Here is a 26215-nt window from a genome sequence, read left to right as displayed (position 1 = left end):
GTTTCCTGGGGGGCGGATCTTGTATTCGGGCTTGTGCCTGCGGGTGGTTGGGCGCACACAAGGTGCGCCCCTACGGGTGTGGTGCATTGATTGGGTTGGGTCGCGGCCATGGGCCGCTCCTACGGGGTGTGTAAGGTTTCCTGGGGGGCGGATCTTGTATTCGGGCTTGTGCCTGCGGGTGGTTGGGCGCACACAAGGTGCGCCCCTACGGGAGTGGTGCATTGGTTGGGTTGGATCGCGGCCATGGGCCGCTCCTACAAGGGGGGCGTTTGTTTGTGCGCGGCGTTGTAGGGGCGGATCTTGTATCCGCTTTTGTGCCTGCGGTGAGCAGGGCGCACACGAGGTGCGCCCCTACGGGGGATACGAACGGGGAAAGAAAAAGGCCCCCGGGTGGGGGCCTTTTTGTGGGCTGGGCTGAGGGGATCAGTTGCGGTCGAAGAGGCCCTTGAATTTGTCTTTCAGGTCGTCGACTTTTTCTTTGACCTTGTCGCCGTACTTTTTCTCGGCCTTGTACTTCAGTTCGTCGCGCAGCAGGTCGTCGGTGCGGCGGCTGTCGGGTTTGCAGCTGCCGATGCCGGCGTCGGCGAAGCTGTCCTTGCAGCGCAGGGGCAGCGGGCGGTTGCGCCAGCGGTCGTTCTGCACGCTGCAGCCGCTGGCGGAGGTGCGCTGGCCCACCAGGGACAGGCCCAGGGCGAAGTCGAAGTCGGCCTTTTCCAGGTCCACTTCACCGTCACCGGTGAGCGCGATGTTCTCCACCCCGGCGAGGATTTCCTGCACCTTCACCTGGTCGCCCTCAACCTTGATGTTCACCCGCAGGTCCTGCAGGCGGGTCTGGGCGGGCCATTCCTGTTGTGACAGCGGGGTCTTCTCGACGAAGCTCACCAGCTGGCACATGCCCTTCTCCAGGTTGAACGGTGCCAGGGCCAGCTGCTCGCTGGATACCTGTACCGCGGCGCGCAGGTTTTTCTGCAGGTCCTGGTCGGTCTTGCCCTTGGTCTGGGCGGCCCAGTTGATGGTGGACTTGCCGGAGACCTGCACCCGGTCGCTGGGGAACAGCACCTGCTGCACCTTGGAGATCTCCACGCCCACCAGGCCGCCGGTGACCTGGCCGGTGGCGGTCTGGCCACGGGCGTTGAACTGGCCGTTGGTGCTGAACTCGCCGTCGTAGATATCGGCGCTCAGTTCCTGCAGCTGGTACAGGCCGTTGTCGATGTTCAGGCGCAGCAGCGGGGCGTCCAGCTGCAGCTCCAGTGCGTTGAGGCGCTCCAGCGCCAGCTCGATATTGGCGGTGAAGCCGCGCATGGCTGTGAGCGGCAGCTCAACCGGCTCGGCCGGCGGGGCTTCCTGCTCGGGTTGCTCTTCTTCCTGCGGTGAGGGCGGCGGCAGGTAGTCGTCCAGTACCAGGGCGCCGCCGCGCAGGGTCAGGTCGATGCCGGGGATCTCGGCATTGCGCAGCTGGCCGCTGCCGGAGAACACGGTCTCGTCCAGCTGCAGCTGCAGCGGGGTCAGCTTGATCTCTTTCTCGGTGCCCTCGACGTTGGTTTCCATGCTGAACTTCTGCAGCGCGGAGCCGCTCTGGGTCACCAGCTCGGTGCCGGTGACTTCCAGCCACGGCCGCAGCGGGTTGGCCTCGGCGTTCATGGTGAACTGCAGCTGCCAGGGCTGGTCGTCGGCGCTGCGGCGCACGTGGCCGCGCAGGTAGAGCCTGGCAGCGGCCGCGCCGCTCTTGGCACGGAATTCAAACGGCTGCAGGCGCAGGCCGTTGAGGCCCTCGTCCACTGCCAGGGTGCTGTCGATATCCAGGGTCACCGGCTGTTTCAGCGCGCTGCCGCTGACTTCGGCAGTGGCCTGCACCTGGCCGGCATCGCCGCCGGGCACCAGGTTGTCGGCAGAGACGCTGAGTTTCTCCACGGTGTATTCGGTCTTGGCCTTGGCATCGGCATAGCGGATCACGCCGTCCTCGATGCGCAGCTTCTCCAGCGCCAGTTTCAGGTCCTGGGCGCCGGGCTCTTTCTCGGGCTCCACTTCCAGCTGCGGCGGTTCCTCGGCCTCGGCCTCGCGCTTGGCCTCCATGGCCTCGGTCAGCAACTCCCAGTTGCCCTTGCCGGACTCGTCCACGCGCAGGTCGATCTGTGGGCCCAGCAGGACAATTTCCTGTGCCTCGATGCGCTTTTTCAGCAGCGGCATGACCGCCACGCCCACGGCGATGCGGTCGGCCTTTACCAGCGGCTGGTCCGGCACTGGCAGCGGCGCCAGCTGCACGCCTTCCAGCTCCAGCGCCAGGCTGGGCCAGATCTGCCAGCCGATATCGCCGTCCAGCTGCAGGGCCACGCCCTGCTTGGCGGCCATCTGCTCCAGCTGCGGCTTGTAGCGATTGATGTCGATGCCCCCCAGCAGCCAGGCGGCGGCGCCGGCCAGCAGCAGGAGGACGATCAGCAGGAATATCAGTGTGTTCTTGATCCAGGCCATGGAGTGGGTGATCCCTGTTATTTTCTGTGGCTGGCAGCGGGCTGCGGGAGGCGCCACGCACGGGCGCCGCACCGTCGCCGCTGCGCGTACTTCTTCATACGGTTGGGCAATTGTAGGAAAAAACGGTTCCGCCGCATATGACGGAACCGCAAAGGTGGGGAAATGAGGGGAAAAAGCGTGATCGCTTAGAAAATAAACCTAACGCCAGCTTCCAGGCTGCGGCCCGCCTCGGGGGCGAAGTCGCGCAGCAGTGAGGTGGAGTTGCGGATCTCCTCGTCCAGCAGGTTGCGGGCGCTGGCGAACAGCACCGCATCGCTGCCGCCCACGTTGATGTTGTAGCGCGCGGTCAGGTCCATGCGGGTGTAGCCGTCGGTCTCTTCCTCGAAGGCGCCCGGGCGGTCCTGGTCGAAGGCGTGGGTGGTGCGCCACTCCCAGTTCCACTGGCTGTAGTCGCCGCCCAGGGCCAGGCCGGTGCGCAGCGGCGGCATGCGCGGCACGTCGCGGCTTTCACCTGGGACCAGGGTGTCATCGAACTGCGCGCGCACGCTGTCGCCGAACAGGGTGAGGAAGTGGCCGCCCGCCAGCGGGAATTTCACCGAGGCCTCGGCGCCGTAGAAGGTGGCGTCGCGGTTGGCGTAGGCGTAGATGGGGAACTCGCTCTCCAGGTCTTCCAGGCCGGTGTTCTGGGCGTAGATGTAGTCGCTCACCTGGTTGTAGAACAGGTTGGCCTCCACCCGCGCGGCGTGCCAGCCGCTGGCCTCCTCGTTGTGGTGGTGGTAGCCCAGCTCCCAGTTGATGGAGTTCTCGGTATCCAGGTCGGCGTTGCCGAGGATAAAGCGGGATTCCGCCAGGTGGGCGCCGTTGGCGTACAGCTCCTCGGCCACCGGCGCGCGCTCGGCGCTGGTGAGGCCCAGGCTCACGTGCTGGTGCTCCGCCAGGAAGTACTGGATGGCACCGCTGGCGCTCACCAGGCTGAAGTCGCGGTCGCTGCCGGTTTCCGGGCTCACTTCCACCCGCTCCAGGCGGCCGCCCAGGTCCAGGTGCCAGTCGGCCCAGCTGCGCTCCTTCATCACGAAGGCGCCGGCGCTGCGGGTGTTGGAGGGCTGGATAAAGGCCTCGTCGCCGATGGCGGAGAAGTCCTTGTCGGACAGCTGCAGGCCGTAGGCGCCGCGCCAGGCGCCGCCGTCGTCGTGGGTCAGCTCGATGCGGCTCTCCCAGGCGTCGTTGGTAAAGCGGGTACCGGGTTCGCCCTCTTCCAGTTCCACGTGCTCGTAGTCGTTGTGGCCCAGGCGCACGCTGAGCTTGTCCCAGTAGTCGTCGTCGAAGCGGTGCTCGCCTTTCAGGTCGTAGCGGGTCTGCTCCATGGCGATACGCACCGCCTCCGGGCCCTCTTCCTCACCGGCGTGGGCTGCGTGCTCCTCGGCGGTCTCGCCCGCGTGCACTTCCTCCTCATGCGCATGGGTGCCGAAGGGGATGCCGTAGTTCTTGCCGGTCTGGTTCACCGACAGGCCGATAAAGCCGCTGTCGGTAATCCACGAGGCACCGCCGCTGTAGCTGTGGCCGCGGCCGCTGGTGTTGCCGACAAAGCCATCGGTGTTGAACTCCTCCTCTTCGGCGTGCGGTTCGCCGGCGAGGGCTTCCTCTTCGTGCGCGCCGTGTTCTTCCTCGTGGTGGCGGATGGCCAGGCCGGGGATCTGGGTGTCGCCGTTCTCGCGGTAGGTGCCGTCCAGGTACCAGGCCAGCTGGCCCGCACCGCCGCCCAGGCGGAAGACGCCGGCATCCTGTTCGTTGCCGGTGTCGTGGCGCATTTCCAGGGCGCCCTCCAGCTGCTCCGGTACCTCGGTGGGAATGCGGCCGTCGATCACGTTCACCACGCCGCCGATGGCGCCGCTGCCGTAGCGCAGGGCGGCCGGGCCGCGCAGGATCTCGATGCGCTTCGCCAGCAGGGCCTCCACGCTGCTGGCGTGGTCGGAGCTGGTGTTGGAGGCGTCGGCCACGTCCAGGTTGTCGTTCAGGACCTTCACCCGGTTGGCGGACTGGCCGCGGATCACCGGCAGGCCCACGCCGCCGCCGAAGGAGGCGTTGGCCACGCCCAGTTCGTCTTTGAGGGTGTCGCCCAGGGTGGCGGCGGCCCTGTCGCGCAGCTCGTCGCCGGCCAGCACCGACACCGGTGCGGCCACGGCGTCGGCGGGCTTGTCCAGCGGGGAGACGGTGACGTTCACCTCTTCCAGTGCGGAGCTGGCCTGGCCCTGTTGCTGGGCCTGGGCGAAAGTGGCGGATACGGTCAGCGCGCCGGCTACGGCCAGCGCCAGTTTGTTGGACTTATACATCAGTTGTTATACCTGTCTCATGGGCGTGCACGCGGGCTGCCACCTGGGGCGCGGGCGCGCATCGCCGGAATTCCTGTTCGATTGTGCGGCGCGCGCGGGCGCCGCGGTTCCTTCCCGGAGTCACAGGCTCACGGCGACACTGCGCCGAAACGGTAATTCTGTGGTCCGGGTGGCAGGCCACGCGCACAGTTGTGCGACGGTCGGGCCGCCGGATCGATCGGTTTTAGTGGGACAGGGAGGCTGGGGGTGCGCGGGCGGTCTGGCGCTCGGGCTGGCTGTCGCCGGGGACCGGGGCGCTCTGGCGCAGGTAGTGGGTGACCGGGGCCGGCATAATGGCCCGGTATTCACTGCCCGCCGCGGCGGACATCTGGTGGAAGCACACATCGCACAGCTCATGCGACGGGTCCACGAAGTGGATATGCTCGGCCAATACCGGCTGTGCTGACAGCAGGGCCATCAGCAGCAACAGGGCGGTCCACAGGTTGGACTTATGGCGTGAGCGGGTGTTCATGGCTGGTATCATATCCACCACACCGCATGAATCAAGTTTCATCTGACACTATCCGGCCACAGCGGCGGCGTTCTTCTCTATAATTCGCGCCTCTGTTCCTGAAGTGCTCTATACAGGCACTGCAACGCATCATATAAGGACCGTAACGCTTATGCGCAAGGCCAGCGTCAATCGCGACACCCTGGAAACCAAGATCAAGGTCAGCCTGGACCTGGATGGCCAGGGCAACGGCAAGTTCGATACCGGGGTGCCCTTCCTCGAGCATATGCTCGACCAGATTGCCCGCCACGGCATGATCGACCTGGATATCACCTGCGACGGCGACGTCCATATCGATGACCACCACACGGTGGAGGACATCGGCATCACCCTGGGCAAGGCCATCGCCGAGGCGATCGGTGACAAGAAGGGCATGACCCGCTACGGCCACGCCTATGTGCCCCTGGACGAGGCGCTCTCCCGCGTGGTGGTCGACTTCTCCGGCCGCCCGGGCCTGGTGATGAATGTGCCGTTCACCCAGAAGCGCATCGGCAACTTCGATACCGAGCTGTTCTACGAGTTCTTCCAGGGCTTCGTGAACCACGCGCTGGTGACCCTGCATATCGACTGCCTGCGCGGCCACAACGCCCACCACCAGGTGGAGACGGTGTTCAAGGCCTTCGGCCGCGCCCTGCGCATGGCGCTGGCAGAGGACCCGCGCATGGCGGGTACCATGCCGTCCACCAAGGGTGTGCTGTAACGGCCGCCCGCTCGAGGATTCACCGCGCCGGCGGGCGCAGGTACGGGCAGCGCTGATCCGGGTCACCGGCATCGGCGTAATCTGCCCCTTTGCTTTCCCGGCCCTCGCGCTGCTGCGCGGGGGCCGCGGTCACAGGAGAATATCGGTGCAGAAAATCGCAGTACTCGATTACGGCATGGGCAACCTGCACTCGGTGGCCAGTGCGCTGCAGAAGGTGGCGCCCGGCGACCAGGTGGTGCTGGCCACCACGCCGGAACAGGCCGCGGGTGCCGACCGCCTGCTGGTGCCCGGCGTGGGTGCCATCCGCGACTGCATGGCGGGCTTTACCGACGCCGGTTTCGCGCCGCTGCTCCAGGACGCCATCGGTTCCGGCCTGCCGGTGCTGGGCATCTGCGTGGGCATGCAGATCATGATGCAGCGCAGCGAGGAAAATAACGGGGTCGACTGCCTGGGCATATTCCCCGAGCCGGTGAAGTTTTTCGGCACTGATCTCCGGCATGGGGGTGAACGGTTAAAGGTCCCGCATATGGGCTGGAACCAGGTGTGGCAGAAGCAGCCGCACCCGCTGTGGAACGGGATCGAGGACGGCAGCCGCTTTTACTTTGTCCACAGTTACTATGTACCCGCTGAGGCCTCCGCCGCGGGCGCTGTGCCAGCGGAAAACAACCCGGATATTGCCGGCCAGGCCGAGTACGGCGTGTCCCTGGCCGCCGCCGTGGCCCGCGAGAATATCTTCGCCACCCAGTTCCACCCGGAGAAGAGCGCCGACAGCGGCCTGCAGCTGCTGAAGAATTTCACCGCCTGGAACGGCAGGGTTTAACCACATTACCGTGTAGGAGCGGCCCATGGCCGCGATCCCGGCTTGCAGAATGCCCCGGGCTGTCGCGGCCATGGGCCGCTCCTACAGCGATCACACAATTTGATACACCGCCAACAGAAAGACTGACCATGATTGTAATTCCCGCGATCGACCTGAAAGACGGCCAGTGCGTGCGCCTGCGCCAGGGCGAAATGGACGATGCCACCGTATTCTCCGACGATCCGCTGGCCACCGCGCAGCACTGGGTGGACCAGGGCGCGCGTCGCCTGCACCTGGTGGACCTGAACGGTGCCTTTGCCGGCAACCCGGTCAACGGCGAGGCGGTGAATGCAATCGCGAAGGCCTTCCCGGACCTGCCGGTACAGATCGGCGGCGGTATCCGTGACCTGCCCACCATCGAGCGCTACCTGGACGCGGGCGTGACCTGGGCCATTATCGGCACCGCTGCGGTCAAGAACCCGGAGCTGGTGAAGGAAGCCTGCCGCGAGTTCGAGGGCCACATCATTGTCGGCCTGGATGCGAAGGACGGCCTGGTGGCCACCGAGGGCTGGGCCCAGGTGTCCGACCAGAAGGCCACCGAGATGGCGAAACGCTTCGAGGACTGCGGCGTGAGCGCCATCGTCTACACCGATATCGCCCGTGACGGCATGATGCAGGGGGTGAATATCCCGGCCACGCTGGAACTGGCCCATGCGGTGAAAGTGCCGATCATCGCCTCCGGCGGGGTCAGCTCCATCGAGGATATCGAGCAGTTGCTGGAAGCGAGGGATATCTACGGGGCCATTACCGGCCGCGCCATCTACGAGGACAAGCTGGACCTGGGCGCGGCACAGAAACTCTGTGACGAGTGGGGCCAGTAAGGGATTAGAGAGGGGTAAGTCATATGCTCGCCAAACGAATCATCCCCTGCCTGGACGTCGATGCCGGCCGCGTGGTGAAGGGCGTTAACTTTGTCGATATTCGCGATGCCGGCGACCCGGTGGAAATCGCCCGGCGCTACAACGAGGCGGGTGCGGACGAGATTACCTTCCTCGATATCACCGCCACCCACGAGGGCCGCGACACCATGCTGCACACCGTGGAGCAGATGGCCTCGCAGGTGTTTATCCCGCTCACCGTCGGTGGGGGTGTGCGCACCATCCAGGATATCCGCAACCTGCTGAACGCCGGCGCCGACAAGACCGCCATCAATTCCGCCGCGGTGAAAAACCCCGAGTTCGTGCGCGAGGCCGCCGAGCGTTTCGGCCGCCAGTGCATCGTGGTCGCCATCGATGCCAAGCAGGTGGGACACAGCAAGTGGGAGATTTTCACCCACGGCGGCCGCAAGCCCACCGGTATCGATGCGGTGGAGTGGGCGAAGAAAATGGCCGGCCTGGGCGCCGGGGAAATCCTGCTCACCAGCATGGATCGCGACGGCACCAAGAACGGCTTCGACCTGGCCCTGACCCGCGCCGTGTCCGACGCGGTGCCGGTACCGGTGATCGCCTCCGGCGGCGTCGGCAACCTGCAGCACCTGGCCGACGGTGTGCTCGAGGGCGGTGCCGACGCGGTACTGGCAGCCAGCATCTTCCACTTCGGCGAATACACCATCGCCGAGGCCAAGCAATATATGCACGACGCCGGCATCGAGATGCGGCTCTAATTCCAACCCCGGTCCATGTAGGGGCGGACCTCGTGTCCGCCCGAGGTGCCATCTCCTGAAAGGGCGCACACAAGGCACGCCCCTACGGGTGGCTGCGGTATTGGGCCCGGAATCATCGCGGCCAGCGGCCGCTCCTACGGTGGTGTTCGGAAGGCGGCGGTAACCGCAGACGATTTCCTGGCTCCAATCCCGTCGTAGGGGCGGACCTTGTGTCCGCCCGAGGTGCCATCTCCTGCAAGGGCGCACACAAGGTGCGCCCCTACGGGTGGCTGCGGTAATGGGCCCGGAATTATCGCGGCCAGCGGCCGCTCCTGCGGTGTTCGGAAGGCGGCGGTAACCGCAGACGATTTCCTGGCTCCAATCCCGTCGTAGGGGCGGACCTTGTGCCCGCCCGGTTCCCCCCTTCGATATCTTCATGGCGTTACCGTGACACGCCAGGATTCCCCCGCTGGCAAAATGCAGTACCATTGAAATATGGATCTATTGCAGGAATTCTCCGCCGTTGAACACAGCCCGGTCTTCAGTCGACCGGACTTCTCGGCGTTGCGTAACGAACTGGCACCGCTGGACTTCAGTGGCTGCGAGCTGTTGCCGGCCCTGCAGGAATACCGCAACTTCTACCAGCTGAATTTCCCCCAGGCGAGCAAGACCGGTGTCGGCACCTTCGAGGTGGCCGGCTACGAGCTGGTGGCCCAGTACTGGCTGCTGGAAAAGCCCCGCGGCACGCTGTTTATCTGCCACGGTTATTTCGACCACACCGGTATCTACGGTGCCGCCATCCGCTTCGGGCTGGAGCGCGGCTACAACGTGGTGATCTTCGATTTCCCCGGCCACGGCCTGTCCAGTGGCGAGCGTGTGGCGATCGATTCCTTCCTGCAGTACCGGCAGGTACTGGGGGCGCTGCTGCACATTGCCCGCGACCGCCTCCCGGGCCCCTGGCATGCCATGGGGCAGAGCACCGGCGGCGCGGCACTGCTGGCCTACCTGCAGTACAGCCGCTGGCAGCCGTTCGACAAAATCATGCTGCTGGCACCGCTGGTGCGCCCGGCGCGCTGGCATGTGCGCAAGTGGATGTTCTACCTGGGGCGCTTCTTTATGGTGGCCCCCAACCGCGGCTTCAATATCAATACCCACGATGCCGAGTTCGCCCGCCGCCAGGCCCACCGCGACCCGCTGCAGTCACCGGTGATGTCCATGCGCTGGCTGGCGGCCATGGTGGACTGGCTGAAGACCTTCCCCAAAACCGCAGTCAATGAGAAGCGCATCCTGGTGATCCAGGGCACCGGTGACGAGACCGTCTCCTGGCGCTACAACATGCGTGCCATCCGCTCGCGCTTCCCCAACAGCAAGCGGGTGATTATCCGCGGCGCGCGCCACCAGATGATCAACGAGACCCAGCCCTACCGGCACCAGATCCTCACGGCGCTGGACGACTGGTTAATGCAATAATCCACAGGGTATAGTCGGGCCGGTAAAATATTTCCGTTAACCCGCCGGGGAAAGGAGTTCCCATGTTGCATACCCTGCACCGCAGTTCCGCGGTGATCATCGCCCTCTTCGCCATTTTCCATATCGCCAACCACGGGTTTGCCGTGGCCGGTGTCGAAGCCCATATCCAGTTGATGGAGAACCTGCGCCAGGTGTACCGGTTGCTGCTGGTGGAGGCCCTGCTGATCGGCTGTGTGCTGTTCCAGGTGTGTTCCGGCCTGTATTTTGTCGCGCGGCGGTTTGGCCAGCGGCAGGATTTCTTCGACCGGTTACAGGCAATATCCGGTTGTTACCTGGCGTTTTTCCTGCTGGTACATGTGAGCGCGGTGCTGTTCGGGCGCACGGTGCTGGGGCTGGATACGAATTTCTTCTATGCCGCGGCGGGTATGCATGTGTTCCCCTACTCACTGTTCTTCCTGCCCTACTACTTCCTGGCGGTAGCGGCGATCTTCGCCCACCTGGCCTGCGCCGCCCACTGGCTGCTGCGCAATCGCATGGGGGCTGTGGCGCGGGACCGCCTGGGCTACGGCATGTGCGTGGCGGGGCTGCTGCTGTCGGCGGTGATCATCACCGCTTTTTCCGGTGGCTTCAGCGCGGTGGAAATCCCGGGGGAGTACCTGGCCACTTATGGCCAGGCCCAATAGGCTCGCAGCGTTGCCGCAGGAGTGGCCGCTGGCCGCGATCGGGGTGGCAGGATGCGCGAAGGTGTTTCCTGTGCGGGGTATCTCGGGGCTCCATCGGGCGGACACAAGGTCCGCCCCTACGGATATGGGATCCCGATGTGCTTATCCCGGCCGCGTGTCCTGTGGCAACGCGACCGTAGGAGCGGCCGCTGGCCGCGACCCGGATTTGCGGGATGCGTGGTGGGTCCGGGCTATCGCCCTGGACCCTGCCGGGCGGACACAGGGTCCCCCTACGAAAAGGGCGCGCTGTAGGAGCGGCCCATGGCCGCGATGCCCGTCAGATCGCCGCCTGCCGCAGCGCCCTGTCCCTGCGCCGCTGGGCCAGGGCATCGGTGGAGTAGAGGGCCAGGCCGAACCAGACGAAGGCGAAGGTCACCAGCTTGGTCTCGCTGAACGGCTCGCCGAACAGCTGGGTGGCGATCACCAGCATCAGCGTCGGCGCCAGGTATTGCAGGAAGCCAACCGTGGACAGGTTCAGCCGGCGCGCGGCGATATTGAACAGCAGCAGCGGCAGCAGGGTCACCGGGCCGGCGAGCAGCAGCAGGCCGTTCAGCTGCCAGTCGTTGTTGGCCATGTTGCTGCTGGGGCTGGTGCTCAGCACCAGGTAGGTCAGGGCAATGGGCAGCATAAACAGGGTTTCCATGGCCAGGCCGGTCAGGCTCTCCACCGGTGCGCGCTTGCGCACCAGGCCGTAAAAACCGAACGACAGCGCCAGGAACAGCGCCACCACCGGCAGCTCGCCGAACTGCCACAGCTCGTGCCCGATACCGATGGCCGCCAGGGCCACCGCCAGCCACTGCAGCGGTCGCAGCCGCTCGCCCATAAACAGCACACCCAGCAGCACGTTGATCAGCGGGTTGATGTAGTAGCCCAGGCTGGCGGACAGCAGGTGATTGCTGGTCACGGCCCAGATAAACACCAGCCAGTTGCTGCCGATCAGCAGGGTGGACAGCGCCAGGGTGGTCATGCGCTTGCGGTCGCGCAGGGTGGCCATGAAATCCGGCAGCTTGCCGATCACCGCCAGCACCACCATGGCCAGCACCAGCGCCCAGATACTGCGGTGGGCGAGGATCTCCGGGGCGGAGATGCCGTCCAGCAGCTTGAAGTACAGCGGGGCCACGCCCCACATCAGGAAGGCAGTAACACCGGCGAGCAGGCCGGCTGCGGCGGAATCTCTCTCTGGCACTGGGGGGATCTCTATTTTGGGCTCAGGGTGCAGTTCGAGCTCAGGGCTGCTTCTGGTGACCTGGCGCGGAAACACATCGGGGGGCGCGTCGGGAGGCGATTCTAACTCCCCTGCGCTGGCCGGGCCACCGGCAGGGCGCACACAAGGTGCGCCCCTACGGGGGCGGGCCCGGAGATGACGGTGTGGTTGGGCCTGAACGATGGGCCGTAGGGGCGGATCTTGTATCCGCCCTTTTCGTGCCAGCGGCCGGCAGGGCGCACACGAGGTGCGCCCCTACGGGGGCGGGCTCGGAGATGACGGTGTGGTTCGGTCTGAATGGTGGGCCGTAGGGGCGGATCTTGTATCCGCCCTTTCTTGCCTGCCTTGCCTGTGGCCCGCGACGGTTAAAACAGTACGCGGCAGCGCAGGGTGCCCTTGACGTTCTTGAGCTTCTCCAGTGCCAGGTCGGAGTACTCGGCATCCACGTCGATCACCACGTAACCCAGGGTCTCGTTGGTCTGCAGGAACTGGGCGGAGATGTTGATGGCGTTGTCCGAGAACACCTTGTTGATCGCGCTCAGCACGCCGGGCACGTTCTGGTGGATGTGCAGCAGGCGGTGGGCGCCGGCATGGCCGGGCAGTGCCACCTCGGGGAAGTTGACCGAGCTGGTGGTGGTGCCGTTGTCGGAGTAGAGCGCCAGCTTGTCCGACACCTCGATACCGATATTTTCCTGCGCCTCCATGGTGGAGCCGCCGATATGCGGGGTGAGCAGGGCATTGTCGACACCGCGCAGGGGCGACTGGAACTCGTCCTCATTACCGCGCGGCTCCACCGGGAATACGTCGATGGCGGCACCGGACAGGTGCCCGCTTTTCAGGGCTGCGGCCAGTGCATCGATATCCACCACGCTGCCGCGGGAGGCGTTCAGCAGGATGGCACCGGGCTTCATGCGCTCGATCTGCTCGGCGCCCATCATCATCTTGGTGGACGGCAGCTCCGGTACATGCAGGGACACCACGTCCGCCTGCGCCAGCAGCTCGTCCATGGAATTCACCTGGGTGGCGTTGCCCAGCGGCAGCTTGGTGACCACATCGAAGAAGATCACGCGCATGCCGATGGCCTCGGCCATCACCGACAGCTGCGAACCGATGGCACCGTAGCCGATAATACCCAGGGTCTTGCCGCGGGCCTCGAAGGAGCCCTTGGCGGATTTCTGCCAGCCGCCGCGGTGGCAGACGATGTTCTTCTCCGGGATGCCGCGCAGCATCAGGATGGCCTCGGCGATGATCAGCTCGGCCACGCTGCGGGTGTTGGAATAGGGTGCGTTGAATACCGCAATGCCCAGGTCGGTGGCGGCCTGCAGGTCCACCTGGTTGGTGCCGATGCAGAAACAGCCGATGGCGATCAGCTTGTGCGCGTTCTCCAGCACCTTGCGGGTCAGCTGCGTGCGCGAGCGGATACCCACGAGGTGGGCGTCGGCGATCTTCTCGATCAGCTCGTCTTCGGGCAGCGAGGTCTTGAGGTACTCCACATTGGTATAGCCGCGCGAGGCCAGCAGGTCGACAGCCGACTGGTGCACGCCCTCCAGCAACAGAATACGAATCTTGTCCTTTTGCAATGATGTTTGCGGAGCCATATACACTCTCTTGACTATGGGCAACGGGTTTGGAGATAGAATTTGCGAAACCGGGAATCCGGCGAGGGCGCGATCATACCACAAGCGGCCCGGAAAGCTTTATACGAAATATCCATCCTAACTATAGGCAAGAGGAATAGAAGATAGCTATGTACCAGCACCGGTTTACCTGCGGCTCGGAGACGGGACTAGCGCCCGGCAAGATCGTCTGTGTCGGGCGCAACTACGCCGCCCACGCCGCCGAGCTGGACAACGCCGTGCCGGAAGAGCCGCTGCTGTTCATCAAGCCGGCCACCGCGGCGGTGCCCTTCGAGGCGCCCATCCACCTGCCGCCGGGGCGCGGCAGCTGCCATTTCGAGGGGGAGCTGGCCCTGTTGGTGGGGGAAACCATCAGCAATGCCAACCCCGGCGACGTGCCCCCCGCCATCGCCGGCCTCGGCCTGGCGCTGGACCTGACCCTGCGCGACCTGCAGGCAGAGCTGAAGCAGCAGGGCCACCCCTGGGAAAAGGCCAAGGCGTTCGATGGCGCCTGCCCGCTGTCGCCGTTCGTGAAGCTGGACTGGCTTCCGGACTGGGACGGGCTCAGTTACTCCCTGTGGCTGAACGACGAGCTGCGCCAGCGGGGCAAGACCAACCATATGCTCACGCCCATCCTCGAGCTGGTGGCCTATATCAGCAGCTATTTCACCCTGCAGCCGGGGGATGTGGTGCTCACCGGCACACCGGCCGGCGTGGGCGCCCTGCTCAGTGGTGACCGGTTGGTGATGCAGCTGGAGGACGACTGGCTGCGGGTGGAGACCAGCGTTGCCTGAACCGGCCATTGCGGCCATGGGCCGCTCCTACAGGGTCCTTCTTTCGTAGGGGCGGGCCTCGTGTCCGCCCTGCGGGGGCATGGCGCGATACCCAGCTGGCGAGGATCGCGGCCAGCGGCCGCTCCTACGGTCGCATGGCCATAGGACGTCCGGCCGCGATAAGCACATCGGGATCCCGTATCCGTAGGGGCGGACCTTGTGTCCGCCCTGCGGGGTGCGGGGCACAATACCCCGTGCGGTAAACATCTCGCGCATCCTGCCAGCCGCGGATCGCGGCCAGCGGCCGCTCCTACGGAGTGGGGATGGGGTGTCGCAAAATGCACAGGTCCCGGGGGGCGCCGCGCGATCGCGGCCATGGGCCGCTCCTACAGGGTCCTTCCTTCGTAGGGGCGGACCTTGTGTCCGCCCTGCGGGGCCAGAGCAGCCATAAGCGGGGCTAATATTGTCCCCATCGTCCCGCGGCACTATGATGCCGCCGGCCGGGCAAACCTCCCGGCAACCATTCCAGCAGCATGGCCCACAAGGCAGCTGTGGACCAGCAGCCAATACCAGCAGGGAGACAAGGCGCGATGACCGACCTGAACCCGATTAACACCGTCCGTATCCTCACCACCGGCGGCACCATCGAGAAGAGTTACAGCGAGGAGGAGGGCACCCTCAAGAACCGCGCCTCCATTATCCGCGAAGGGCTGATCTCCAGCCTGCGCCTGCCCTACACCCACCTGGAGCTGGAGAGCGTGGTCAACAAGGACTCGCTGGATATGGACGACCGCGACCGGGCGCTGATCGCCGAGGCGGTGGAGCGCACCGCGCAGCAGGGCGACCCCATCGTGATCCTGCACGGCACCGACACCATGGCCGATACCGCCGAGTTCTGCTTCAAGAAGATGGGCCAGCCCCCGGTACCGGTGGTGTTCACCGGTGCCATGAAGCCCATGGGCTTTATCGATTCCGACGCCCGCCAGAACGTCACCGAGGCCCTGCTGGCCGCGCGCCTGATGGAGCCGGGTTTCTATATCGCCTTCCACAACCGCGTGTTCGCCGTGCCCGGCGTGCGCAAGAATCGTGAAGAGGGTACCTTCGAGGCGGTGGGCTGAAGCTCCCCCCTCCCTGAGTGGGGTAAATCCTGTATCCGCCGGGCCCGGGCGGATACAGGATCCGCCCCTGCGGGCACCTTACATAACTGAATCCCTTCCCCTCCCGGCCTCCTACACTCAATCTGTTCCCGAACCGTCTTCGCACGGCCGCCATTCGCGCGTTACAATACAAACCCTTTGAATTGTGATCACATTTTCAGTATAAACTGAATAATCATTCAACTTTTGCCCTTCGACAATCTGAGAGGTGCGCCATGTCAGAACAGAATAAGACCCCGGAAACCCTGCAGGAGTGGCTGGCCCTTGCGGACAGCCTCAAGATCGAGGGCCGCGCTTTCATCAACGGTGAGTATGTGGACGCCCTGTCCGGCGAGACCCGCCCCACCACCAGCCCGGCGGATGGCCGCGAGCTGGCGCAGGTGGCCAGCTGTGGTCCCGAGGACGCCGAGCTGGCGGTGAAGATCGCCCGCAAGACCTTCGAATCCGGCAGCTGGTCCGCCATGCCGCCGATGGAGCGCAAGAAGATCATGGTGCGTTTCGCCGAGCTGATTGAGCAGAACCGGGACGAAATCGCCCTGCTGGAGAGCCTGGACGCGGGCAAGCCGATCAGCGACACCATGAACGTGGACGTGCCCGGCGCGGTGACCACCATCCGCTGGAGCGGTGAGGCGGTCGACAAGATCTATGACGAAGTCGCGCCCACCGGCCCGGACGAGCTGGCCCTGATCCAGCGCATGCCACTGGGGGTGGTAGCCGCCATCGTGCCCTGGAACTTCCCGCTGTCCACCACCTGCTGGAAACTGGGCCCGGCGCTGGCCACCGGTAACAGCGTGATCCTGAAGCCCGCTTCCAACACCCCGCTCACCGCCATCAAGCTGGCCGGCCTGGCGAAGGAAGCCGGCATCCCGGACGGTGTGCTGAACGTACTGCCGGGGCCGGGCAGCAGCCTGGGCAAGGCCCTGAGCCTGCACATGGATATCGACTGCCTGACCTTCACCGGTTCCACCGAGGTGGGCAAGACCCTGACCGAGTACTCCGGCCAGTCGAACCTGAAGCGCACCTTCCTGGAGCTGGGCGGCAAGAGCCCCAATATCGTCTTCGCCGACGCCGATCTGGACAAGGCGGCCGAGGCCGCGGCGCTGGCGGTGTTCTATAACCAGGGTGAGACCTGCACCGCCGGTACCCGCCTGCTGGTGGAAAAATCCATCGCCGGCGAATTTATCGAGAAGGTGAAAAGGGCCAGCGCCCGCTTCAAGCCGGGCCATCCGCAGGACCCCAACACCGTGATGGGTGCGCTGATCGACCGTAACCAGTTCGACACCGTCGAGCACTACGTGGCCAAGGGCAAGGAAGAGGGCGCGCAGGTAGTCTGTGGCGGTGCCGCCGCGGCAGCCGTGGAAGGTGGCCACTACTACGAGCCGACGATCTTCAGCGGTGTCACCAACGAAATGACCGTGGCCCGCGAGGAAATCTTCGGCCCGGTACTGGTGGCGATCGAGTTCGAGACCGAGGAAGAGGCACTGCAGATCGCCAACGACTCCATCTACGGCCTGGCCGCCGGTGTCTGGACTCGCGACATCAGCCGCGCCCACCGGATGTCCCGCGACCTGCGTGTCGGTTCCGTGTGGGTAAACAACTACTTCGGCGGCGACATCACCGTGCCGTTCGGTGGCTTCAAGCAGTCCGGCAACGGCCGCGACAAGTCGCTGCACGCGCTGGATAAGTATTGCGAACTCAAATCCACCTGGATCGATATCTCCGGCTAAGCTGCCGGCGTAATCCGGAATAAGAGCAAGGGGCCGCATCTGCGGCCCCTTTTTTATGGTGTGAGCGGGCCGGCCTGTGGCAACCTGTGTGGAATACTCTCAATGGCGTAGGGTGCAATAAGCGCAGTGCATTGCACCGACGGAAGCTGATAAAAAGCTATGAAACTGGTATTCACGCACGAAAACCGCCTGCTGGTGGAACTGGCAAAGAGCAAGCTGGAAGTGGCCGGCATCGCCGTAGTCCTGAAAAACGAGTTCGCCCAGGGCGCCACCGGCGAGCTGGCGCCGCACCAGGCGTGGCTGGAGTTGTGGGTGGAGCGCGACCGGGATTACGAGCGGGCGGTGCAGTTATTGCGCGCCGACGAGCACGCGGGGGAGGAGTGGTCCTGTCCCGGTTGTGGTGAGCACAACGGCGCGGCATTTGATTACTGCTGGCATTGCGGCCATGTGCGACCGGCCGGGTAGTGAGACGGTTAGCGAAGTAGAGGTAAAGAAAAAATGGACCTGCTGGTAAATATCGACGTCGACGACCTGCCCGGTGCGGTGGATTTCTATACCCGCGCCCTTGGCCTGCAGGTGGGGCGCCGGTTCGGCAGTGATGGGGTCGAGCTGCTGGGTGCCAGTGCGCCCCTGTACCTGCTGGCGAAAGAAGCCGGGTCCGTGACCGCCGGCGGCGATGAGCGGTGTTACCGGCGCCACTGGACCCCGGTACACCTGGATATGGTGGTCGAGGACGTGGAAGCGGCGGTGGAGAAGGCGGTAGCCGCCGGTGCGAAACTTGAATCTTCGGTCAGGGTCAATAACTGGGGCGCGATCGCGGGCCTGGCGGATCCCTTCGGCCACGGCTTCTGCCTGCTGGAATTCCGCGGCCGCGGTTATGACGAGATCAGCGACTGACTGGCGGAAGCGGTTGCAGGTTCAGGCTGGATTCAGGGCCCGGGGGCGAATCTGTGTGCGGGCCCGGATCCGGACGGATAGATACAAGATCCGCCCGTACAGCCTCTTTGCCGGGCGGGGAACGCAATAGATGCCAGCGCCATACACCGTAGGGGCGAACCTTGTGTTCGCCCTCACCTCGGGCTTGGAACCGGCACGGGGCGGATACAAGATCCGCCCCTACGATCTGTTTCCCGAGCGGCCAACGCAATTCGCCCCCTTTTGACTGGACCAGGGAAGACCTAGTGACAGAGATGAAAACGCCGAACAGCGCTCCCGCTGCCGTACTCGGTGCCGGGATACTGGCAGGCCTGCTGGCGCTGGGCTGGTTTGCCGTGGAGGCGGTGGAGCGCTTCAAGGGTTACGAGCGCACGGTCACCGTAAAGGGCCTGGCGGAACGGGAGGTGCCGGCGGATATCGTGATCTGGCCGATCCAGTTCACCGCTGCCAGCAATGACCTGCAGGCGCTCTACCGGGATATCGCCGCCAGCAGCGAGCGCATCGAGAAATTCCTGGCGGAGCAGGGTATCGCCGCGCAGGCGGTTTCGGTTTCCCTGCCGGCGGTCACCGACAAGTCAGCGCAGAGATATGGTGGTAACCAGCCGGCGCCCTTCCGCTACACCGCGCTGCAGACAGTGACGGTCTACTCCGATGAGGTGGAGGCGGTACGGGCGGCCATGGACCAGCTGGCCCAGCTGGGACGCGAGGGCATAGCCTTCTCGCAGGGCAATCACCAGGGACAGACGGAATATATTTTCACCGGCCTGAACGATCTCAAGCCGGAAATGATCGAACAGGCCACGGTCGAGGCGAGACAGGTGGCACAGAAGTTCGCCGAGGACTCCGATAGCGTGCTGGGGAAGATCAAGCGCGCGTCGCAGGGACAGTTCAGTATCCGTGATCGCGACAAGAACAACCCGCATATCAAGAAGGTGCGGGTAGTGTCGACAATCGAGTATTACCTTTCCGACTGAGGACAGCAGTATGTACAGGATCATGATTGCAGCGGCCCTTGGCGCCGCAGTGGCCTTGAGCGCTTCCAGCGCCATGGCCAAGCCCAACAACGACCTGCCCCCGGGCCTGCAGAAAAAAGCCGAGCGCGGCGGCGAACTGCCCCCGGGCTGGAAGAAAAAGCTGCAGGTAGGCCATGTGCTGGAGCACGATATCTACAGCCATGCGGTGATCGTCAAGCCGGTGGATCGCCACGGCCTGGTGACGGTCAGCATCGAGGGCGAGATCGTGCGCCTGATGCATCACAGCCGTGAGATCGTCGAGATCCTCAGCCACTGACGATTTCCTCCCGGCGGGCGGTTGGCCCGCCGGGACCTGTCTCGCCCCGCCTTCAACAACCCTTCTCCTCCCTGTTAGCCTGCCCGCCCGGGTCACTGGTCTATAAAGTAAGATCTGTAACGACTGCCAACGCTGCTGACGGAGGTATTCATGACGATCAAGCGACACGGGCTGTCTGTGGGCCTGGAGCGCATCGACGACGACCTGTTCCTGTCCCTGCGGGTAAAGGGCAAGCTGACCCACAGGGACTACGAGGCTATGGTGCCGATCCTGGAGTCGGCGCTGGCCGAGGCCCGGCACCCGAAGATCAATGTGTTTTTCGACGCCACCGAATTGGAAGGCTGGGAGGCCCGTGCCGCCTGGGACGACCTCAAGCTGGGCCTCAGGCACGGGCGCCAGTTCCACAAGGTGGCGATGGTGGGCCACAAGCGCTGGCAGGAGCTGGCCACCAGGGTGGGTGCCTGGTTTATCGGTGGCGATGCGCGGTTCTTCGAGGATGAGGAGGAAGCCATGGCCTGGCTCGCATCGGATTGATGCAAGCCGGGGCTTGCCTGCCGTAGAATCAGCCGCTCAGAACAACAAGCAACGGCAAAAGGAAGTTTTGCATGTTCGAGTGGATGGCAAGCCCCGAGGCCTGGGTGGCACTGGCGACGCTGGCGGCGCTGGAAATCGTCCTGGGTATCGACAATATCATTTTCATTTCCATCCTGGTGGGGCGCCTGCCGGAACACCAGCGCGAGCCGGCACGGTTTATCGGCCTGACCCTGGCCATGGTCACCCGGCTGGCACTGCTGTTTTCCATCGTCTGGATCATGGGGCTGGTGGAGCCCTGGTTCAGTGTGCTGGGCCATGAGATATCCGGGCGCGACATCATCCTGGTGGGCGGTGGCCTGTTCCTGCTGTTCAAGGCGGTGCATGAAATCCACCACAGCCTCGAGGGCGTGGAGGGCAGCAGTGATGCCAGGGTAGTGTCGAGTTTCGGCATGGTGCTGGTGCAGATCGCCATCCTGGATATCGTCTTCTCACTGGATTCAGTGATTACCGCGGTGGGCCTGGTGGACCAGATATCCATCATGGCAATTGCGATTATCCTGGCGGTGATCGTGATGCTGGTGGCAGCCAAGCCCATTGGTGATTTCGTCGAGCGCCACCCGACAGTGAAGATGCTGGCCCTGTCCTTCCTGATCCTGGTGGGCTTCACCCTGATGCTGGAAGGCTTCGACGTGCATGTACCCAAGGGCTACATCTACTTTGCCATGGCGTTCTCGGTGGCGGTGGAGATGCTCAACCTGCGCCTGCGTAAGAAGCAGGGCAAGCCGGTGGAACTCCATAAACCGTATACCGAAGAGGACAAGGCCGCGTAGGGGCGGATCTTGTATCCGCCCTTCCAAAGTGCGGGATTCGGGCCCGGGCGAACACAAGGTTCGCCCCTACGGTGCATGATTTCCGGAGGGTGATTCGTCCTAGGGGCGGATCTTGTATCCGCCCATCCCCAGTGCGGGTATCGGGCCCGGGCGAACACAAGGTTCGCCCCTGCGGTGCATGATATCCGGAGAGTGATCCGTCGTAGGGGCGGATCTTGTATCCGCCCATCCCCAGTGCGGATATGGGGCCCGGGCGAACACAAGGTTCGCCCCTGCGGTGCATGATTTCCGGAGGGTGACCCGTCGTAGGGGCGGATCCTGTATCCGCCCTCCCAAAGTGCGGGATTCGGGCCCGGGCGAACACAAGGTTCGCCCCTACGGTACATGATTTCCGGAGAGTGATTCGTCGTAGGGGCGGATCTTGTATCCGCCCATCCCCAGTGCGGGATTCGGGCCCGGGCGAACACAAGGTTCGCCCCTACGGTACATGATTTCCGGAGGGTGACCCGTCGTAGGGGCGGATCCTGTATCCGCCCTCCCACAATGCGGGATTCGGGCCCGGGCGAACACAAGGTTCGCCCCTGCGGTACATGATTTCTGGAGGGTGACCCGTCGTAGGGGCGGATCTTGTATCCGCCCTCCCACCAGTCAGCAGGCTGTTCGCAACACCCCCCGATTCAGAGAAAATACAGCCCGGTATACACCAGCAGCGAGATGGCGATATAGCCGTGTTCCACCTTCCTGCGGCGGTCTTCATCCCGGCGTGCGCCGAGCAGGTCGATCACGCCCTGGCGCAGCAGGAAGGTGTACATCACGTAATAGGTGAACGGGACCGCGTGATACAGCGGGCTGACGTCGTCGAGCGAGCGGCCGGTGAAGCCGAGCAGCAGGTCCAGCTCGTTGTAGATGCCCCAGATGCCCAGGCCGGCATTGATAAACATCCAGCGGATGGCATCGCGCCCGAAGATGGCGTTATAAAAAAATATATAGACATACAGCCCGAACCCGCCGAACAGGAAGATACTGCTGAAAGAGGGATCGTCGCTGAAGTAGGCCTGGTAAAAAGGCACCGACCCGAACACGCCCATATGGACCAGGAAAAACGGGTAAAGGAACCCTTTCTGGGCCTGGTTGGTTTCGATATAGGGTTTTGCACCGGCCTCGCCACTACTCACGATTCTTTTTCTCCTTGTCTGTATGTTTTCCCGCATCCCGCGGGTCGGTTCCGCCCAGGGCTGCCCTGATGGCCGAAAGTTCCTCTTCACTGAGCGCCTCATAGCCGCGCAGGTAGGGCCAGCCGTAGCCCCAGCGAAAGCTGGTGGGCAGGAATGGTGAGCCGCCGACCCGCACGCCGGCCAGCATCAGGCCGGCGATTTCCGGCTCGCCCGCATCGGCCACACAGGCCTCAAGTTCCCGGTCCGCCTCCAGCCTTTCGCGATAGGTGCCGCCCCGCCAGTAGGCCAGGTCGTGAGCCCGGCAACAGTCCAGCCACAGGGTCTCTGCCTCGTGCGTGCCATCGGGGAACAGGCTGCAGCCGTCGGAAGTGAATGGCGCTATTTCTGTGCTTGCCCACACCGGCAGGGCGGTTAGGATCGACAGGCCCGCTGCCATTATGCCGGCCAGCCGTGTTGGTGATAGCGCAATCGGAAATTTCACGGTTTTCCTCCGGAGTTCGTATCCCCCGCGCGCCGAATCGCCAGGGCTGCGCCGATATGTTTTACGTCGTGGGTCCAGCGCGGCAGGATCAGCGACATCGACAGGGCCTCGAGCTGCGCGTAAAGGCCGATAACGATGGACAGCCACAGTGTCCAGTGTGGTTGTCCGCTGGTCATGACCAGGATGCCCGCCGGGATAATCGACAACCCGAACAGCTTCATGCTCCAGGCGTGATAACTGGCACGCTTGCCGAAGCGACGCCAGTCAATGATTGCCCGCATCGCATCGAGGGCCAACAGCGACAGGATGCCCGGCAGGTGGGCCAGCATAACCTGCGGTGCGGCAATACAGAAACAGCACAGGCAGGCCAGGGCATAGAACGTGTCGACCATGCTATCCGCGCGGCGGAGAGCGGGCGAGGCTGTACCCCAGCGACGTGCGAGCCGGCCATCGTAAATATCGGAGATGATCGCCATCGCGAACTGGCCCAGCCAGATGGAAGGCGGAAACTGTAACCAGGTGATAACAATTGATAGCGGTGCCAGCAGTCCCCTGAGGGCGACAAGGGCCCAGGGTAATATCGCCTGGTAGCCGGGCATGCCTGTCGAAGCCCGCGCAGTGGGTAAATCCAATAGCCTTCCTTGTATTTCTTCCCGGGAAGACTGTTTATATCAATGATGACCGTGAAGGGGAAAGTTCAACGTGGTGCGGGTGCCGTGCCAAGTTCATCGGAGACAATATCAATCACGCGCCGGTCCAGCGGCACCCAGCGATGCAATGCCACTGGCACTTCATAGGTATTACCCAGCGGCAGGAGCGCGCTGCGGTGTGGCAAAATGGTGGCGTCGTAGCGGGTCCAGATGGAAACCGGCTCGAGCGGTTCGAGGCTGTGTATTTCCCGGTTCAGGCGCGCCAGGAATTCACTGCCCACGCTCAGCTGGCGCCCGCCCCGGTAGGGCAGGCAGTTGGCCCAGACGCTGCCGAAGTGGGGGCTGGCGATGGAAATATACTTGTGGACCCGTTCCTGCCCGCCCAGTACCTGGATATAGTGCCGGGCGACAATGCCGCCCATGCTGAATCCTACCAGTGCACAGGTCTGGTCCGGCTCCACCAGTTCCTCCACCTGGCTCTTCAACTGGTGGGCGAGGAATTCCATTCCGTACCAGCCGGAATTGTATTGCAGGTGGATGTAATATGCGGAGAAGCCGGCACTGTCCAGCACTGCCTCCATGCGGTGCATGGACTTGCCGCGGTCGAAGATGCCCGGGATTAGCAATACCACCCTCCCCCTGTTGCTCATGGGCTGTCGACATCCTCGCGCATCTTGAGGTAGGACATATCTTCCAGGGTACGGTATACCCCCGCGATATTGAGCGGCAGCCATTCGTCATACATTTCCAGGTCCCGGAACTCCGGCAGGCGGATTTCCACCTGCAATGCCTGCAGGGACTTGCCGGCCAGCATGCCGTCGCGCACGGCGTCATAGAGCGCTTGCAGGTAGGTGAGGTAGCGCTGCACATCTTCGCGGTCGCCGGTCCCGGCATGCCCGCCGACAAATACGTCAAAGGGCTCGCCCGCCAGCACCTCACGGGTCGAGCGGATCATGCCGTGGATATCGTAGCCCGGCAGGTCCCGGTAAGGCATGCGGCCCACCACGATCCAGTCCACAACGAACAATACATTGGCGGGCATAAAGCGCATGCTCACCGAGCCGCGGCCATTATTGGGACCGTGATAGCGCAGCCTTACCTGGCCTTCGCCGAGGTTGACGGTCAGTCTCTCGCGGAATGTGATGTCCGGCAGGGCGGTGGGGACCCGGGTCCAGGCCAGGTCCTCCGCGGCATACTGGTGGGCAATGATGGTGGTGCCACCCCGGGCGAAGACTTCACCGCCCAGGGTGTGGTCCACATGATTATGGCTGTACGCCATATAGCGTACCGGCTTTTCGAAGCGCCGGCTTAATTCACCATGAAGCCATTGCGCGGCAGCGGCGGAAATCGGGTCGGCGAGGAAGATGCCCGCGTTGGTAACCATAAAGACGGAGCGGTAGCTGCCGGCAGTAAAACGGTAGACATTGGCCTTGACCGGATCGATACGGTATTCCGGCGCCTGCTGCGCAGCCCGTGCACTATCGTGGTCGAACAGCCCGAGCAGGAAAGCAACAAGGGAAAGCGCTAGCGCTGGCTTCATGGGGACCTGCCGCAATAAGGTGCATCGTAATCAGCGGTCACCATCGATAACATCGCGAAACTTGTCAACGATATTGCGCAGGTGGGTCCTGACGGTGGACTGCTTCTTTTTTGGTGCTTGTTTGGACCTGCGTGCGACCGGTTGCGCTGCATCGACCTTTCGCACTTGTTGCCGGTGCTGTTGCTGTTGCCTTTGCTGTCTCTGCTTGAGTTCGTCGCTGAGTGACAGGAGTACGTCATTCTCCGGCTGGATACTGAGACCGCTATCGACGTAGAAGTGGGCATTGCGTAAATCATTCTGGTCGATTTCCACCCTTGCCAGGCGGACAAATTCGTCGATTACCCGGGCGATCCCGGCATTGGCCCTGGCATTGTCCTGGTCGAGCGCCAGTGCCTGGCGGTAATAGTGCAGTGCATTGTTTCCTTCCGGCTGCTGCAACCGGCCGTCCTGCAATGCCTGTGCACCCTGCTTCAGGTAGCTATCCAGCTGTTTTTTCTCGGCGGTCTTGCGGCCCAGGATCGCTTCCAGGTTGGAGTTATCCAGTGCCAGCACCTGGCTGTAGTAATTACGCGCGTTATTACCTGCCGGTAACATAAAGCGCCCGGCGTCCATGCTGAGCTGCGCCTGTTCCAGCAGCCGCTCGATCTCACGCTCGGTTGGGGTTTTATAGAAAAAGCCGAAATATACAGTAAGCAGTAGCACGCAGCTTGCCACTGTCAGCAGTTTTGCCTTTTGTCCAGCGGGTCCGGCAAGCCTGCGCTGGCGGATAAAGGGCAGCGTTATATCAGTTTGTTGGCTATCGTCACCTTCCAGTACCCGGTCGATATCCGCAATCAATTCGCGGCAGGAGGGATAACGGTCCCGAGGGTCTTTCGCCAGCATCCGTTTCACCAGCGGCGCCAGGTAGTCAAACTCTTCCGGGAGTTCCGGTACCGGCAACTGGATATGGTTCAGTGCTGTACTGGTGTGGCTGTCGCCCTTGAACGGGTTTCGGCCCAGTAACAGCTCCAGCAACACCACACCCAGGCTGTAGATATCGGTGGTGATATCGAGTGGGTGACATTGCGCCTGTTCCGGACTGCTATAGGACGGACTTCCCAGGCTGAGGCCGCTCTGGGTAAGGTCCGAGTCACTCTCGACATTCTTGGCAATACCGAAATCTGTCAGCACCGCGGTGCCGTCCGCGCGGAAGAGAATGTTGGTGGGCTTTACGTCCCGGTGGATGATGCCATTGTCGTGGACAATGGATAGTCCCTCGGCCACCTGGCGGATCAGTGCGAGAATCGGTGCCGGACGTGTAAAGCGATCGACATTCTCGATTACATCGCCGTTGCCGACAAATTCCATGGCGATGTAGTAATCGCCGCTTTCCATGCTCGCAACATCGTAGATGGTAATGAGATGGGGGTTGTTGAGGCCGGCGATAAAACGAGCCTCATTGATAAAGCGCTGACCAAACTCGGCATCGGCGCAGTTGCGCAGCACTTTTATCGCTACCTTGCGATCCAGGGATTCCTGGGTGGCGAGATAAACAGACGCCATGCCGCCGTGGCCGATGGCGGCATGAATGGTGTAGCCGGGTATCTGAATATCGGGAGAATCCATATACGCCTGTTTTGC

26 protein-coding genes are annotated in these 26215 nt (G+C 63.6%); 15 read left to right on the top strand and 11 right to left on the bottom strand.

The window, feature by feature from the left end; genetic code table 11:
* Nucleotides 1–423: 423 nt before the first annotated feature.
* The 3 genes from LVD10_RS04200 to LVD10_RS04190 form a co-directional block, all read right to left on the bottom strand.
* The gene (locus tag LVD10_RS04200; RefSeq protein WP_237062005.1) at nucleotides 424–2469 is read right to left on the bottom strand and encodes an AsmA family protein; all 2046 of its coding nucleotides are present in this window, start codon (nucleotides 2467–2469) and stop codon (nucleotides 424–426) included.
* 185 nt (nucleotides 2470–2654) lie between these two features.
* On the bottom strand, nucleotides 2655–4799 hold the full coding sequence (locus tag LVD10_RS04195) for a TonB-dependent receptor (RefSeq protein WP_237062004.1): 2145 nt from the start codon (nucleotides 4797–4799) through the stop codon (nucleotides 2655–2657).
* Nucleotides 4800–5022: 223 nt separating this feature from the next.
* A complete protein-coding gene (locus LVD10_RS04190) occupies nucleotides 5023–5352 on the bottom strand; it encodes a hypothetical protein (RefSeq protein ID WP_232939971.1) in 330 nt (109 codons plus the stop codon).
* 109 nt (nucleotides 5353–5461) lie between these two features.
* Here LVD10_RS04190 and hisB point away from each other — a divergent pair, with 109 nt between their 5' ends.
* From hisB to LVD10_RS04160, 6 genes are all read left to right on the top strand, one after another.
* Nucleotides 5462–6049, top strand: coding sequence for an imidazoleglycerol-phosphate dehydratase HisB (hisB, locus tag LVD10_RS04185; RefSeq protein WP_232939970.1), 588 nt, complete (start codon nucleotides 5462–5464; stop codon nucleotides 6047–6049).
* A gap of 145 nt (nucleotides 6050–6194) precedes the next feature.
* Nucleotides 6195–6869, top strand: coding sequence for an imidazole glycerol phosphate synthase subunit HisH (gene hisH / locus LVD10_RS04180; protein WP_237062003.1), 675 nt, complete (start codon nucleotides 6195–6197; stop codon nucleotides 6867–6869).
* Between the two features lie 128 nt (nucleotides 6870–6997).
* Nucleotides 6998–7729, top strand: coding sequence for a 1-(5-phosphoribosyl)-5-[(5-phosphoribosylamino)methylideneamino]imidazole-4-carboxamide isomerase (gene hisA, locus LVD10_RS04175; protein WP_232939968.1), 732 nt, complete (start codon nucleotides 6998–7000; stop codon nucleotides 7727–7729).
* A gap of 23 nt (nucleotides 7730–7752) precedes the next feature.
* Nucleotides 7753–8511: an imidazole glycerol phosphate synthase subunit HisF gene (gene hisF / locus LVD10_RS04170; protein WP_232939967.1), complete on the top strand. Its 759-nt coding sequence runs from the start codon at nucleotides 7753–7755 to the stop codon at nucleotides 8509–8511.
* 474 nt (nucleotides 8512–8985) lie between these two features.
* On the top strand, nucleotides 8986–9960 hold the full coding sequence (locus tag LVD10_RS04165) for an alpha/beta hydrolase (protein ID WP_237061999.1): 975 nt from the start codon (nucleotides 8986–8988) through the stop codon (nucleotides 9958–9960).
* A 62-nt stretch (nucleotides 9961–10022) separates the two neighbouring features.
* The gene (locus tag LVD10_RS04160; RefSeq protein WP_237061998.1) at nucleotides 10023–10643 is read left to right on the top strand and encodes a hypothetical protein; all 621 of its coding nucleotides are present in this window, start codon (nucleotides 10023–10025) and stop codon (nucleotides 10641–10643) included.
* Nucleotides 10644–10959: 316 nt separating this feature from the next.
* On the opposite strand, the gene rarD is transcribed toward LVD10_RS04160, so the two are convergent.
* On the bottom strand, nucleotides 10960–11868 hold the full coding sequence (gene rarD / locus LVD10_RS04155; protein WP_237061997.1) for an EamA family transporter RarD: 909 nt from the start codon (nucleotides 11866–11868) through the stop codon (nucleotides 10960–10962).
* A 383-nt stretch (nucleotides 11869–12251) separates the two neighbouring features.
* The gene (gene serA / locus LVD10_RS04150; RefSeq protein ID WP_232939962.1) at nucleotides 12252–13484 is read right to left on the bottom strand and encodes a phosphoglycerate dehydrogenase; all 1233 of its coding nucleotides are present in this window, start codon (nucleotides 13482–13484) and stop codon (nucleotides 12252–12254) included.
* A 149-nt stretch (nucleotides 13485–13633) separates the two neighbouring features.
* On the opposite strand from serA, the gene LVD10_RS04145 reads away from it, so the two are divergent.
* The 9 genes from LVD10_RS04145 to LVD10_RS04105 all read left to right on the top strand — a co-directional run bounded on the left by LVD10_RS04145 (nucleotide 13634) and on the right by LVD10_RS04105 (nucleotide 20749).
* Nucleotides 13634–14296 (top strand): fumarylacetoacetate hydrolase family protein, encoded by a 663-nt coding sequence (locus LVD10_RS04145; protein ID WP_237061995.1) that lies wholly within the window; start codon nucleotides 13634–13636, stop codon nucleotides 14294–14296.
* A gap of 569 nt (nucleotides 14297–14865) precedes the next feature.
* Nucleotides 14866–15393 carry an asparaginase gene (locus LVD10_RS04140; protein ID WP_237061992.1) on the top strand — a complete coding sequence of 176 codons (528 nt, stop codon included), beginning with the start codon at nucleotides 14866–14868 and terminating at the stop codon, nucleotides 15391–15393.
* Between the two features lie 254 nt (nucleotides 15394–15647).
* Nucleotides 15648–17159 (top strand): aldehyde dehydrogenase, encoded by a 1512-nt coding sequence (locus LVD10_RS04135; protein ID WP_232939956.1) that lies wholly within the window; start codon nucleotides 15648–15650, stop codon nucleotides 17157–17159.
* A gap of 159 nt (nucleotides 17160–17318) precedes the next feature.
* Nucleotides 17319–17624 (top strand): putative signal transducing protein, encoded by a 306-nt coding sequence (locus LVD10_RS04130; RefSeq protein ID WP_232939954.1) that lies wholly within the window; start codon nucleotides 17319–17321, stop codon nucleotides 17622–17624.
* A gap of 33 nt (nucleotides 17625–17657) precedes the next feature.
* Nucleotides 17658–18056 (top strand): VOC family protein, encoded by a 399-nt coding sequence (locus LVD10_RS04125; protein ID WP_232939953.1) that lies wholly within the window; start codon nucleotides 17658–17660, stop codon nucleotides 18054–18056.
* 293 nt (nucleotides 18057–18349) lie between these two features.
* Nucleotides 18350–19069, top strand: coding sequence for an SIMPL domain-containing protein (locus tag LVD10_RS04120; RefSeq protein WP_233006703.1), 720 nt, complete (start codon nucleotides 18350–18352; stop codon nucleotides 19067–19069).
* Nucleotides 19070–19079: 10 nt separating this feature from the next.
* Entirely contained in the window at nucleotides 19080–19385 is a 306-nt protein-coding gene (locus LVD10_RS04115) for a hypothetical protein (protein WP_232939952.1), read from the top strand.
* A 150-nt stretch (nucleotides 19386–19535) separates the two neighbouring features.
* Nucleotides 19536–19919 carry a SpoIIAA family protein gene (locus LVD10_RS04110; protein ID WP_232939951.1) on the top strand — a complete coding sequence of 128 codons (384 nt, stop codon included), beginning with the start codon at nucleotides 19536–19538 and terminating at the stop codon, nucleotides 19917–19919.
* Nucleotides 19920–19990: 71 nt separating this feature from the next.
* Nucleotides 19991–20749: a TerC family protein gene (locus tag LVD10_RS04105; RefSeq protein WP_232939950.1), complete on the top strand. Its 759-nt coding sequence runs from the start codon at nucleotides 19991–19993 to the stop codon at nucleotides 20747–20749.
* A gap of 677 nt (nucleotides 20750–21426) precedes the next feature.
* On the opposite strand, the gene LVD10_RS04100 is transcribed toward LVD10_RS04105, so the two are convergent.
* The 6 genes from LVD10_RS04100 to LVD10_RS04075 form a co-directional block, all read right to left on the bottom strand.
* Nucleotides 21427–21924, bottom strand: a complete 498-nt coding sequence (locus LVD10_RS04100) for a hypothetical protein (RefSeq protein WP_232939949.1) — start codon at nucleotides 21922–21924, stop codon at nucleotides 21427–21429.
* Complete coding sequence (locus tag LVD10_RS04095; protein WP_232939948.1) at nucleotides 21917–22405, bottom strand: FAD-binding oxidoreductase; 489 nt, start codon at nucleotides 22403–22405, stop codon at nucleotides 21917–21919. The genes LVD10_RS04100 and LVD10_RS04095 overlap by 8 nt, the downstream gene beginning before the upstream one ends.
* On the bottom strand, nucleotides 22402–23037 hold the full coding sequence (locus tag LVD10_RS04090) for a CDP-alcohol phosphatidyltransferase family protein (RefSeq protein ID WP_232939947.1): 636 nt from the start codon (nucleotides 23035–23037) through the stop codon (nucleotides 22402–22404). The genes LVD10_RS04095 and LVD10_RS04090 overlap by 4 nt, the downstream gene beginning before the upstream one ends.
* A gap of 65 nt (nucleotides 23038–23102) precedes the next feature.
* Entirely contained in the window at nucleotides 23103–23705 is a 603-nt protein-coding gene (locus LVD10_RS04085; RefSeq protein WP_237061990.1) for an esterase/lipase family protein, read from the bottom strand.
* Entirely contained in the window at nucleotides 23702–24595 is an 894-nt protein-coding gene (locus LVD10_RS04080; RefSeq protein ID WP_237061982.1) for an MBL fold metallo-hydrolase, read from the bottom strand. The genes LVD10_RS04085 and LVD10_RS04080 overlap by 4 nt, the downstream gene beginning before the upstream one ends.
* Before the next feature lie 30 nt (nucleotides 24596–24625).
* The gene (locus LVD10_RS04075) at nucleotides 24626–26200 is read right to left on the bottom strand and encodes a serine/threonine-protein kinase (protein WP_237061980.1); all 1575 of its coding nucleotides are present in this window, start codon (nucleotides 26198–26200) and stop codon (nucleotides 24626–24628) included.
* Nucleotides 26201–26215: the final 15 nt, after the last annotated feature.

Source organism: Microbulbifer zhoushanensis, from assembly GCF_021729055.1.
Classification (GTDB): domain Bacteria; phylum Pseudomonadota; class Gammaproteobacteria; order Pseudomonadales; family Cellvibrionaceae; genus Microbulbifer; species Microbulbifer zhoushanensis.
Note: the sequence above shows the minus strand (reverse complement) of the source record. Positions and strands in the feature narration are given on the sequence as shown.